The following is a 12212-nucleotide window of genomic DNA, read 5'->3' on the forward strand; positions in this document are numbered from 1 at the left end:
ATCTCTTTCGTGCCAACGGGTTGTGCGCGACGACGGGAGAGCGTGGCCGTGCGGAGCGCCGCCTCGTCGCCGGGCGAACCGTAGTGGAAAACACGTCGGGACGCAACCGTACCGTCGCTGCGCTACATTGTTGCACGTGAAGACCGATAAGAGGCGGGTGCCGGCCGGTGCGGCGGTGCTCCGTGACGACATCACCACGGCCATCCGCCGCGCGGTCACGCAGGAGCTGGCGGAGGTCGGCTACGGCCGGTTGTCGATAGAGGCGGTGGCCCGGCGGGCCGGGGTCAGCAAGACGGCGATCTACCGCCGGTGGCGCTCCAAGCTCGAACTGGTGCTCGACATGGTCTCCGCGGTCGCCGGCCGCAAGCTGCCCATGGTCGACGCCGGGAGCCTGCACGGGGACGTGGAGCTGCTGCTGCTCGTCGCCGCCGGTGCGCTACGGCACCCGCTGGCCTCGCAGATCATCCCGGACCTGCTCGCCGAGGCGGCGCGCAACCCGCAGATCGCCGAGACCCTCCAGCGCGCGCTGGCCGGCTACCAGGACCGGATCGGCGAACTCGTCATCGGCCGGGCGGTCGAGCGGGGCGAGCTGCCGGCGGGCGCCGACCGGCGCGGCGCGGCGGATCTGATCGTCGGGCCGGTCTACTGGCGGCTGGCGATTTCGCGGACACCCCTTGACACGCCGGAGATCACGCGCATGGCCGCCGCGATCGTCGCGGCCCTGCGGGTAGCATGTACCGGTCCGTCCCTCGACGAGCCGGCGGTGTGGGACACCCGGTCCCTGACCACTTCTGAACCCCATCGGGCCGGTGCGTGAAACGTTGACCTCGTCGGTCTCGGCCTGATTCGCAACGGGCTAGTATCGCACCCCGAACCCCCACCCGAGCACCATCTGACACAGGAGGATGCCCCATGGCTGGGCCGCACCCAGAGTTCATTCCCCCAGCACGGCCGATCATCGGCGACGCCGAGATCGAAGCGGCTGTCCGGGTGCTCCGCAGCGGCCGGGTGGTGCAGGGTCCCGAGGTCGCGGCCTTCGAGGAGGAGTTCGGCGAGCTGGTCGCCGGGCGGCACTGCGTCGCGGTGAACTCGGGCACCTCCGCCCTGCAGCTCACCCTCATGGCCCTGGGCTTCGGCCCGGGTGACGAGGTCATCGTGCCGTCGTTCTCCTTCGCGGCCAGCGCGAACGCCGTCCGGCTGGTCGGCGCCGAGCCGGTCTTCGTGGACATCGAGGCGGGCAGCTTCTGCCTCGACCCGGAGGCGGTCGCCGCCGCGGTCACCCCGCGCACCGTGGCGATCATGCCGGTCCACCTCTACGGCCACCCCGCCGCCATGGACCGGATCATGGCGATCGCGGAGCGGCACGGCCTGGCCGTCGTCGAGGACGCCGCCCAGGCGCACGGCGCCGCGCTGCACGGCACCCCGGTGGGCGCGTTCGGCACCGCCGGCTGCTTCAGCTTCTACCCCACCAAGAACATGCACGCCCTGGAGGGCGGCATGGTCAGCACCGGCGACGCCGAGCTGGCCCGCACCCTGCGGCTGCTGCGCAACCAGGGCATGGAGCAGCGCTACGCCAACGAGATCGTCGGCGCGAACATGCGGATGACCGACGTCGCCGCCGCCATCGGCCGGGTCCAGCTGGGCCAGCTCGGCGAGTGGACCGAGCAGCGCCGGGCGAACGCCAAGTTCCTCGACTCGAAGATCACCGGCATGGTCACCCCGCCGGTCGCCGACGCCGCCCGGCACGTCTACCACCAGTACACGGTGCGGGTGCAGGGTGACCGGGACGCCGCCCAGCAGCGCCTCACCGAGCTGGGCATCGGCAACGCCGTCTACTACCCGACCCCGATCCACCGGCTCAAGCCCTACCTGACCGAGGACGGCAAGCCCGGCCCCTGGGACCTGCCGGAGACCGAGCGCGCCGCCGCCGAGGTCGTCTCCCTGCCGGTGCACCCCTCGCTGACCGAGGCCGAGCTGGAGCGCATCGCCGAGGGCGCGAACCTGGCCGGGGGTGCTCGGTGAGCGCCGGCCGCAAGCTGCGCGCCGGCCTGATCGGCCTCGGCGCGATGGGCCGCAACCACGCCCGCGTCCTCGCCGGCCTGGACGGCGTCGAGCTGGTCGGCATCGTCGACCCGGCTGGCGACACCACCGGCACGCTGCGGGCGCCGGTGGTGCCCGAGCTCGGCGACCTGCTCGCCCTCGGCGTCGACTACGCGGTGGTGGCCTGCCCGACGGCGCTGCACGAGCAGGTCGGCCTGGAGCTGGCCGCCAACGGCGTCAGCGCCCTGATCGAGAAGCCCCTCGCGCAGAGCGTGGACGCGGCGGTGCGGCTCGTGGAGGCATTCGAGGCCGCCGGCCTGGTGGCCGGCGTCGGGCACATCGAGCGTTACAACCCCGCCCTGCAGAACCTGCGCACCCGGCTGGAGGCGGGCGAGCTGGGCGAGGTCTACCAGGTCGTCACCCGCCGGCAGGGCCCCTTCCCGCACCGCATCGCCGACGTCGGCGTGGTGATGGACCTGGCCACCCACGACATCGACCTGACCAGCTGGGTGACCGGCCAGGAATACACCTCGGTGTCGGCCCGCACGGTGTCGCGCAGCGGCCGGCTGCACGAGGACATGGTCGCCGTGGTGGGGCAGCTCGCCGACGGCACCATGGTCAACCACCTGGTCAACTGGCTGAGCCCGCTCAAGGAGCGGTCCACCGTCATCACCGGTGACCGGGGCTGCTTCGTCGCCGACACCCTCACCGCCGACCTCACCTTCTACGCCAACGGCGCCATCGACACCGAGTGGGAGGCGCTGCGCGCGTTCCGCGGCGTCGCCGAGGGCGACATGGTGCGCTACGCGATCCCGAAGCGGGAGCCGCTGCTCGTCGAGCACGAGCGCTTCCGCGACGCGGTCGAGGGCAAGGAGAGCGACATCGTGACCCTGCGCCAGGGCCTGCGTACGGTCGAGGTGGCCGGCGCCGTCCTGCGCTCCGCGACCGACGGCAGCACGATCACCGTGGGGACGGGCACCGCGTCCCCGGCGGGGGACACCGTTCCCACCCGCTGACGATGGGCGACCGCGGTCCGCGTCCGGCGGGCCGCGGTCCGGCACCTCGCACCGCCAGCCCTCCTCCCACCTAAGGACAGCGCATGTCAACGCCCCGCCGAGCGCCGCGGCTCGTCGTACTGGTCGCCAACGGCATCACCGGCGACTCCCGCGTGCAGAAGACCGCCCTCGCCGCCGCCCGGGACGGCTGGGACGTGGTCCTGGTGGGCCGGAGCAGCCGCAAGAAGGGTGAGCCGGAGCGGTCCGCGATGGGACCGATCCAGGTCATCCGGGTGCCGGTGCCGCAGACCCTGTCCCGCCGGCCCGCCCGCGAGCACCGGATCCGCCGCACGCTGACGCAGTTCGGCATCCCGGACAAGTCCGCCCTGGCCCGCTACCGTGCCTCGCACCAGGCCTGGCTCCGGACGCAGACGGCGAAGCGCAAGCCTCCGCCGCGCGCCTGGCTGCGGGCGCACGAGGCGGTGCACCAGTTCCGGCTGCGGGCCTGGGGCTGGGAACAGTTCCACAGCACCCAGCCGCTGCCGCCGACCGGCGACTGGCGGACCGACTGGCCGACGCTCGTCGACATCGACCTCGCGTTCGGGCCGGTGCTGGAGGAGCTGGAGCCGGACGTCATCCACGCCAACGACATCAACACCATCCCGACGGCGGCGATGAGCGCCGCGCGGCTGCGGGCGCGCGGGCGCGGCTGCGTCTGGCTCTACGACGCCCACGAGTACGTGCAGGGCGTCGCCTGGCCCAAGCCGCAGCAGGCCAGCGGCGTGCGGGCCGCCGAGCGGGAGTTCATCGGCCGGGCCGACGCGGTGGTCACCGTCTCCGAGCAGATCGCGGAGAAGCTCCAGACCGAGTACGGGCTGCCGAAGACCCCGATGGTGGTGGGGAACTCGCCGGTGCGCGAGGGCATCCGCAGCGGCGCCGTGAGCGCCTCGGTGCGGGAGCGCGCCGGCGTCGCCGAGGGCGTGCCCCTGATGGTGTACGCGGGCTGGATCGGCAAGGAACGCGGGCTGGACACCGTCATCGCGGCGCTGCCGCAGCTGCCGGAGCACCACCTGGCCCTGGTCAGCGGCCGGATGACCCCGCTGCTGGAGGATCTGCTCGCCCGGGCCGAGGCGAACGGCACGCGGGACCGGGTGCACGTGGTGCCCTACGTCGCGCCGTACGAGGTCGCCGACTACCTCAGCTCCGCCGACCTTGGCCTGATCCCGTTCCAGCGGACCCCGAACTGCGAGCTGTCCCTGCCGACGAAGGTCTCCGAGTACCTGCATGCCGGCCTTCCCCTGGTCACGAGCGACGTGCAGGTGGTCCGGGCGTTCGTCGAGGGGCACGACATCGGGGAGACCTTCACCTCCGGCGACGTGGCGGGCTTCGTGGCGGCGACGCGGCGGGCCACCGCCCGCCGGGCCGAGCTGGCCGCGCACATCAGCGAGCCGATCCTCGACGAGCTGTCCTGGGAGCGGCAGAGCAGCAAGCTGCTCCAGCTCTACCGGGACCTCTCCGGCGTCGCGCCGGCCGGCCCGCGCGAGGTGCCCTGGACGGTGCAGGAGCGTCCGGTCACCGCGCCGTCGACGGGCACGGCCGAGCCGCGGCCCCTGGGCGGCTGGCGTGAGATCGGTGACACGCCGATCCGCCTCGGCCTCGGCCCGGCCAACTACGCCGGTCAGGCCGCCGCCTTCGCCAGGGCCATCTGCCGGGACAACGCCGACGTGTCGGTGCAGGTGGTGATGAACAAGCTGCCCGGCTCGTTCGACTACCCGGCCGACGTCTACCTCGACTCGCTGCGCCAGCCGGAGCTCGACTTCCAGCTGGAGCAGGTCAACCGGGTGCTCAGCCAGTACACCCACGTGCTGGTGGACGCGTTCATGCCGCTGTTCGGCCAGCTCAACGGCGACAACATCGAGGGTGACCTGCCGGCGTTGCACAAGGCCGGGATCAAGGTCGCGCTGCTGGCGCACGGCAGCGAGATCCGGCATCCGGACCGGCACCAGCAGCGCCACGAGTTCTCCCTGTTCACCGACGCTCCCGACGGGATCGCGGCGAAGCTGCGGAAGAAGGCCGAGCGCAACCGGCGGGTGGCCGAGGAGTCCGGGCTGCCGGCCTTCGTGACCACGCCCGACCTGCTGGAGGACCTGCCCTGGGCGACGTGGGCCCCGCTGGTGGTGGACGTCGACGCGTGGGCGTGCGACCGGCCGGTGATGCAGCGGTCCCGCCCGCTGGTGCTGCACGCGCCGTCCAAGCGGTGGACCAAGGGCACCGACCGGATCCTGCCGGCGATGCAGGCCCTGCACGACCGGGGCGTCATCGAGCTGCGGCTGGCCGAGGGGGTCGCCTGGGCGGAGATGCGCGAGCTGGTCCGCGACTGCGACCTGGTGCTCGACCAGTTCACCACCGGCAGCTTCGGCACCTTCGCCGTGGAGGCGATGGCCGCCGGCAAGCCGGTGGTGGCCTACCTCAGCGAGCAGGTCACCAAGACCGTCGGCGGCGACCTGCCGATCGTCAACGCCACCCCGACCGACCTCACCACGGTCGTCGAGTCCCTGCTCGACGACAGGGAGGCGACCGCCAAGATCGGCCTCGCCTCCGCCGAGTACGCCCGCACCTACCACGACGGCACCTGGACGGCCCGGCAGCTCACCTCGTTCCTCCGCTGACACGACGCGCCCACGGCCGTCCGTCCCCCGCCGAGGCGGGAGCCGGGCGGCCGTCGGCCGTCAGGCCCGGCCCACGCGCGTGAAGGCGGCCCGGACGATTCGGAATCGTCCGGGCCGCCGTCGGTGCTCGCGGTGGGGGCGGTCAGAAGACCGCGCGGACGTACGGGATCTTCGACGCCAGCATGGAGACGGCGAAGGAGATCACCAGCACGGCCGGGTAGGTCAGCCCGATGACCACCAGCGACCGTCCGGCCTCCACGTCGGGGATGAGCTGCCGGAAGACCTCGAAGACCAGCAGGTGGATCAGGAACACCCCGAAGGAGGCGTCGGAGAGGCGCGTCACCAGGCGGCCCACCGTGGGGCGCCAGGTGACCCGGGACCCGATGCTCACCGAGGCCATGAAGATCAGCAGCGTGGCGGCGGCGACCAGGGTGCCGGTCGCCATCACCGGGAAGGTGACCTGGAGCAGGCGGTACTGGGGCGCCACCCCGAACTGCCAGATCGCCTCGGCCAGCAGCACGCCGGCGCCGAGCAGGGCGAGCGCCGTCCAGAGCCGGTTGAGCACCACCCGGCGCAGGGCCCAGCCGGCGATGAAGAAGCCGACGTACGGCCACCACCGGTTCCAGCTCGTCAGGATGTTCGGCCGGGAGTCGCCAAGCATCAGGGCGATGCCCGGGATCATGTACGCCACCATGGTCCAGCCCAGCGCCACCCCTGCGGTGACCAGCGCGCGGTGCCGCCCGCCGGCGTGCAGGAACGGCGCGATGACGGGCGCGAGCACGTAGAGCCCGGCGATCAGCCAGAGGAAGTACAGCGCGGTGAAGACCTTGCCGTCGATCAGCAGCCGGGTGAGCAGGGTGAGGGTCATCTCCTCGCCCCGCATCGCCATCCGCACCACGACCACGTACACCACGTGCCAGACGATCATGGCGGGGAGGATCCGGGCGAACCGCTTGCGGTAGAACGCGGCCGGGCCGGCCCGGTGCGCCCGCGGATCGAGCACGAACGCCCCGCTGATCATGATGAACGCGGGCACGGTCCAGATCGCCCCGATGTCGATGGCGGTCGCGACCCACCAGCCGAGGTTGCCGCGCAGGTCGTCCTGGCCGACGATGACGCCGAAGACGTGGATCGCCACCACGCCGCAGATCGCCACGACCCGCAGCGCGTCCAGCCCGTACTCGCGCGGTGGTGGTCCGCCGGCCCGGCCCTCCGGGTGCGCGGTGGCGACGGCGCCGTCCGACCGGGGCGGGGCCGGCGACGGTGTGGGGCCGGCCCCGACGGCCGGCGCGACGTTGACAGGGTGGGAGGCGGTCACCGGGCCATGCTAGTGCCCCGGGCGGGGGTGTCCGCCGACGCCGCCGCGGCCGGTGGGTCGACCACCGCGCGACGGCCGTCGACCGCCCCGGCGCACCGGGAGCGTGGCGTCCGGGCGTCCGCCGCTGCCGTACACTCGCCGGGGCCCGACGGGGCCGTACGGACGGAGGAGACACCCATGACCGACGGCGCCGCCGGACCGGCCACCCCCGCCACCCGGGGTCGGGTGGTCATGCTCGTGGACAACGCCGTCGAGGGCGACTCCCGGGTGCAGAAGACCGCCGCCTCGGCCGCCGAGGCCGGCTGGGACGTGGTCCTGCTGGGCCGCTCGGCCACGGGCAAGGTCAAGACCTGGCAGCTCGGCGGGGCCGAGGTCCGGCTGCTGCCGATGACCACCTCGCTCGCCCGGGCGCCGCACGAGTTCCGCCGCCACTGGGTGCGCGGCCCGCTGGCGTACCCGCCCACCGGCATCGCCGCCCGGCGCGAGCAGGAGGTGCGCGCCCGCCGCGCCGACCTGGAGGCGCGGCTCGGCGCGCTGAGCCAGGCCCGGGGGGACGGGCGCTCCTCCGCCGGGCTGACCCTGAGCCGGCAGCTGCTGCGCGGTGAGCTGCTGGCGACGAAGGTGTCGCGCCGCTGGGTGTCGCTGCGGCGCCGTCAGCTCAACCGGGCGCAGGAGGCGCGCAAGGGCCTGGTCACGCCGGTCGACCAGCTCTACACCAGGTTCTGGCAGACGGTGGCCGGCGACCGCGCCTGGCGCCGGCTCGACCCGGAGCTGTGGGACTTCGAGCTGGCGTACGGGCCGGTGGTCGACAAGCTGCGCCCGGACCTGATCCACGCCAACGACTTCCGCATGCTCGGGGTCGGCGCGCGGGCCAAGCTGCGGGCCGCCGCCAAGGGCCGGCGCGTCGCGCTGGTCTGGGACGCCCACGAGTTCCTGCCCGGCATCCGGCGCTGGAACGACAGCCCCCGGTGGCTGCCGGCCAACACGGCCCACGAGCGGGAGTACGCCCCGTACGCCGACGCGGTGCTCACCGTCTCCGACGGGCTGGCCGACCTGCTGCGCGAGCGGCACGACCTGCCCGAGCAGCCCACCGTCGTGCTGAACACCCCGAGCAGCGCGGACGCGGCGGGCGGCGGCGACGGGGTGCCCGACATCCGCCAGCTCTGCGGGATCGGACCGGACGTGCCGCTGCTGGTCTACAGCGGTGCCGCGGCGGAACAGCGGGGCCTCGGCATCATGGTCGAGGCGCTCACCGAGCTGCCCGGCGCGCACGTGGCGCTGGTGGTGCCCCGCCCCGCCGCCCCGTACGTGAAGGGGTTGGTGGTGCGGGCGGGTGAGTTGGGGGTGGCCGAGCGGGTGCACGTGTTGTCGTACGTGCCGCATCATCAGGTGGTGCCGTTCTTGTCGGGGGCTTCGGTGGGGGTCATTCCGATTCATCATTGGCCGAATCATGAGATTGCGTTGATCACGAAGTTCTTCGAGTATTCGCATGCGCGGTTGCCGTTGGTGGTCAGTGATGTGCGGACGATGGCGGAGACGGTGCGGTCGACGGGGCAGGGTGAGGTGTTCCGGGCGGAGGATGTGGGGGACTTCGTGCGGGTGGTGCGTGCGGTGTTGGGGGATCCGGGGCGTTATCGGGAGGCGTACGAGCGTCCGGGGTTGTTGGAGTCGTGGACGTGGGAGGCGCAGGCGCGGGTGCTCGACGGTGTCTACTCCCGGCTGCTGCCCGACCACCCGCCCGCTCCGGCGCACCCCCCGGCGCCCGGAGCGGAGGCACCGTGGAGCGTGTCGCCATGAGTAGGATCGAACACCGTGACCGCAGCGCATCCCCCGGCGACAGACCTCTCCACCGACGCCGCCGAGGAGCGCGCGCCGGCTGACCCGCCCCGGGAGTCCCGCCGGCGCCGGCCGGACCTCCTCGCCGTGCTCGTCCTTCTCGCCGGCGCGCTCTGGGTGACCGCCCGGGGCTGGCGCGACGTGCACGGCCGGGTGCTCGGCGCGCAGCCGGCGGACCAGGACTTCAACGAGTGGATGCTGGCCCACGCGGCGCACGCGGTGGCCAACCTGGAGAACCCGTTCTTCACGACGTTGCAGAACGCGCCGGACGGCGTGAACCTGATGACCAACGTGGGCATCCAGTTGCCCGGCATCCTGCTGGCGCCGGTCACCCTGCTCGGCGGCGCCTCGCTGTCCTACCTGGTGCTGATGACCCTCAACCTCGCCGGCACCGGCTTCGCCTGGTACTGGGTGCTCTCCCGGCACGTGGTCGGCAACCGCGCGGCGGCGCTGGTCGGCGCCGCCTGCTGCGCCTTCGCGCCGGCCCTCATCTCGCACAGCAACGGTCACCCGCACATCACCGCGCAGTGGCTGGTCCCGCTCATCGTGTGGCGGGTGGCCCGGCTCACCCGCGGCGGGCGCCCGCTGCGCGACGGGCTCATCCTCGGCGCGCTGGTCTCCGCGCAGTTCTTCGTCAGCGTCGAGATCCTCTTCATCCTCGCCCTGGCCTGCGTGATGGCGCTGCTGGGCCACGTGCTGTTCCGGCCCCGGGCGGCGCTGGCCGCGGCTCCCCGGGCGCTGGCCGTGCTGGGTGTCGCCGGCGCACTGACCCTGCTGGTGACGGCGTACCCGCTCTGGATGCAGTTCCTCGGCCCGCAGCACCGCAGCGGACACCCCACCGACCCCGACAAGTACGCCCTGCGGCTCGCCTCCTACTTCAGCTACGCGACCGAGTCGCTCGGCGGCGGCCCGCAGGGTGACCGCCGGCTGGCCGCCAACGTCACCGAGGAGGCCAGCTTCTACGGCTGGCCGCTGGTGCTGGTGGCGGTCGCCGCGGTGGCCTGGCTGCGCCGGGAGCACCTGGTCCGGGTGCTGGGGTTCACCGCGGTGCTGGCGGCGCTCTTCTCGCTGGGCAACACGATCAACTGGGCGGTCCGCGGGCCCGGGGTCCCCGGGCCGTTCCGGCTGTTGAACGGCCTGCCGGTGGTCGACGCGATGGTGGTGGCCCGCTTCGCCCTGATCACCACGGCCGCCCTCGGGGTGCTCGTGGCGATCGTGGTGGACCGGCTGCTCTCCGGCCGGGTCCCGGCCCGGGTGGGCGTCGTGCCGGTCCGGCCGCTGGTCGCGGTGGCGCTGGCAGTCGCGCTGGTGCCGCTGCTGCCCACTCCGCTGCCGGCCGTGGGCCGCCCGGAGGTGCCCGACTTCGTCACCGCCGGCGGGTGGCGGGAGCACGTCGCGCCCGGGCGGACGCTCGTGCCGGTGCCGGTGGAGAACATGACCTCGGTGCGCTGGGGCGCTGCCGCGGGAGTCGGCTTCGCCGTGCCGCAGGGCTACTTCCTCGGACCGACCTCGCCCACCGACGACACCGGCCGGTGGGGGGTGGATCCCCGGCCCACCGCGGTCCTGCTGACCCAGGTGGCCACCGGGGAACGCCCGGCGCCGGTCACCATCACCCCCGCGGAACGCGCGCAGGCGGAGCTGGACGTGCGGCACTGGCGGGCGGACGCCGTGGCGCTGCCCCGGCATCCCCGCGCCGAGGCGCTCCGCGCGGTGCTGGACGCGTGCTTCGGCCCGGGCCGCCGAGTCGACGACGTCTGGCTCTGGGACGTCCGCCCGCTGACCCGCTGACCGCCCGGGCGGTCCCTACTCCGAGGGCTGCCGCCCCGGCCCGACCGCGGTGTCCGGGGCGCCTGCCGTGTCCGGCCCGCCCGCCGTGCCCGGGGCGGGCGCCGGGGCGGGCCGGGCGGGCCTGCCCAGCAGCATGGCGAGGCCGACCACCACCGGCAGCCAGATGACCAGGACCAGCCGGTCCGCCTCGGACTCCTTGGGGTGGGCCACCAGCGTGAGCAGTCCGGTCGCCCCGGCCGTGGCGAAGAGCAGCGCGGCCCGACCGGGCAGCGCCCGGAACAGGGCGGCGAAGCCGACCAGCAGCAGGGCCAGGAACGGCGAGGCGGCCAGCGGCGCGCCCCCGTTCCACCAGGCGTTGAGCTGGGCGGGCCAGAAGTCCCGGTTCAACTCCACCAGGCGGGGCCACGGGTCGGGCACGTCCGGCCGGGTGAAGTGCACGGTGAACTTGTCCTGGAGCGTCTCCGCGGCGCCGGGGATGTCCAGCGCGGCGCTGAGGCCGAGCCAGACCGCAGTGGCCACGCCGCAGGCGGCGGTGAGCACGACCAGCCCCGGCTCCCAGCCGGCCCGGCGGCGGCGGGCCAGGGTCAGCGCGCCGAGCACCGCCGTCAGCGCGCCCGACAGCAGCAGGCCGGTCGCCGGCCGGGTGACGGTCGAGGCGAGCAGCCCGGCCAGCACCGCGCCGCCGAGCAGCAGTCGGCCGCGCGTCGGGCCGCCCGGCCGCAGCAGGGGTACGGCGGCGCAGAGCGCGGCCAACGCGAACGCCGTCGCGCCGGCCTCGGCCAGCAGCCGGCTCAGCCAGAACCCGGTGGGCAGGAGGAAGAGCAGCGCGGTGGCCGCGAGCGAGCTGACCAGGCCACCGCCGAGCAGCCGGACCGCCAGGGCCGCCAACACGCCGGCCAGCACGGCGAGCGCGGCGGTGGCCAGCACCATTCCCCGCTCCCCGAAGGCCAGCACGAACGGTGCCACGGTCAGCGAGTAGCCGGGCCGGGTGGTGAAGATCCGCTGGTAGCGCGGGGGCATGCTGGCGGCCCACTGCCGGGTGGCGGCGACGCAGGAGACACCCGGGCGCGGGCTCGGCATGCCCTGGCGGCAGACCAGCCGGGCGGCGAACCGGTCCGCCTCGGCGGACGGCGTGCCGGTCATGGTGACCGCCTGCCGGGCGTACCAGTAGGTGTCCGGGTAGGCGTGCTGCGGCGCGGTCTCCCAGCGGGCCACCCACAGCAGGCTGCCGAGCGCGGCGGCGGCGAGCAGGCCGAGCACCAGCCGGACACGGGCCCGGCGGGCGTCCGGCGCGGCCACCGGTGCGTCACCGACGTTTTGGCTACTCGACATCTCGCCCTACTTCCGGCGGAAGGTATCCGGCTGACAGTTTCCTCGCGCGGAGCGCGCAACGACGCGGTCGGCGCCGGGACGGACAGCGGGGAGGGTACGCTCCGGGGCGCGCGGAGGCGAAGTCGACCCGCGCTTTCCCACATCCATGGTGCGAGGGTGCCGGCCGGCGGTCTCGTACAATCGCTCGGGATCCGGGCCGGGTGACCCGGCCGGACAGCACCGGGCAGAGGCGGA

At 74.0% G+C, this 12212-nt stretch carries 8 protein-coding genes; 6 read left to right on the forward strand and 2 right to left on the reverse strand.

Features of this window, described 5'->3' with window-relative positions; genetic code table 11:
* Positions 1-136 precede the first annotated feature (136 nt).
* The 4 genes from ACN27A_RS31340 (at position 137) to ACN27A_RS31355 (ending at position 5704) form a co-directional block, all read left to right on the forward strand.
* The gene (locus tag ACN27A_RS31340) at positions 137-817 is read left to right on the forward strand and encodes a TetR/AcrR family transcriptional regulator (RefSeq protein ID WP_421458075.1); all 681 of its coding nucleotides are present in this window, start codon (positions 137-139) and stop codon (positions 815-817) included.
* Between the two features lie 95 nt (positions 818-912).
* Positions 913-2022, forward strand: a complete 1110-nt coding sequence (locus ACN27A_RS31345; RefSeq protein ID WP_151454984.1) for a DegT/DnrJ/EryC1/StrS family aminotransferase — start codon at positions 913-915, stop codon at positions 2020-2022.
* The gene (locus tag ACN27A_RS31350; RefSeq protein ID WP_366638948.1) at positions 2019-3056 is read left to right on the forward strand and encodes a Gfo/Idh/MocA family protein; all 1038 of its coding nucleotides are present in this window, start codon (positions 2019-2021) and stop codon (positions 3054-3056) included. Before ACN27A_RS31345 ends, ACN27A_RS31350 begins: the two co-directional genes overlap by 4 nt.
* Positions 3057-3139: 83 nt before the next feature.
* Entirely contained in the window at positions 3140-5704 is a 2565-nt protein-coding gene (locus tag ACN27A_RS31355; RefSeq protein ID WP_421458076.1) for a glycosyltransferase, read from the forward strand.
* Positions 5705-5846: 142 nt separating this feature from the next.
* On the opposite strand, the gene ACN27A_RS31360 is transcribed toward ACN27A_RS31355, so the two are convergent.
* Positions 5847-7022 (reverse strand): acyltransferase family protein, encoded by a 1176-nt coding sequence (locus ACN27A_RS31360; RefSeq protein ID WP_421458077.1) that lies wholly within the window; start codon positions 7020-7022, stop codon positions 5847-5849.
* Positions 7023-7253: 231 nt separating this feature from the next.
* Here ACN27A_RS31360 and ACN27A_RS31365 point away from each other — a divergent pair, with 231 nt between their 5' ends.
* Positions 7254-8819 carry a glycosyltransferase family 4 protein gene (locus ACN27A_RS31365; protein ID WP_421458691.1) on the forward strand — a complete coding sequence of 522 codons (1566 nt, stop codon included), beginning with the start codon at positions 7254-7256 and terminating at the stop codon, positions 8817-8819.
* 15 nt (positions 8820-8834) lie between these two features.
* On the forward strand, positions 8835-10646 hold the full coding sequence (locus ACN27A_RS31370; protein ID WP_421458078.1) for a hypothetical protein: 1812 nt from the start codon (positions 8835-8837) through the stop codon (positions 10644-10646).
* Positions 10647-10661: 15 nt separating this feature from the next.
* Here ACN27A_RS31370 and ACN27A_RS31375 read toward each other — a convergent pair whose 3' ends face one another.
* Entirely contained in the window at positions 10662-11978 is a 1317-nt protein-coding gene (locus tag ACN27A_RS31375) for a hypothetical protein (RefSeq protein ID WP_421458079.1), read from the reverse strand.
* Positions 11979-12212 lie beyond the last annotated feature (234 nt).

The sequence above is a fragment of the Micromonospora sp. WMMD737 genome (assembly GCF_049179055.1).
In the GTDB taxonomy this organism is placed as follows: Bacteria; Actinomycetota; Actinomycetes; order Mycobacteriales; family Micromonosporaceae; genus Micromonospora; species Micromonospora reichwaldensis.

Coding starts and splice junctions, on each gene's coding strand:
- ACN27A_RS31345 (WP_151454984.1), top strand. CDS start 913: ATGGCTGGGCCGCACCCAGAGTTCATTCCCCCAGCACGGCCGATCATC.
- ACN27A_RS31355 (WP_421458076.1), top strand. CDS start 3,140: ATGTCAACGCCCCGCCGAGCGCCGCGGCTCGTCGTACTGGTCGCCAAC.
- ACN27A_RS31365 (WP_421458691.1), top strand. CDS start 7,254: ATGCTCGTGGACAACGCCGTCGAGGGCGACTCCCGGGTGCAGAAGACC.
- ACN27A_RS31375 (WP_421458079.1), bottom strand. CDS start 11,978: ATGTCGAGTAGCCAAAACGTCGGTGACGCACCGGTGGCCGCGCCGGAC.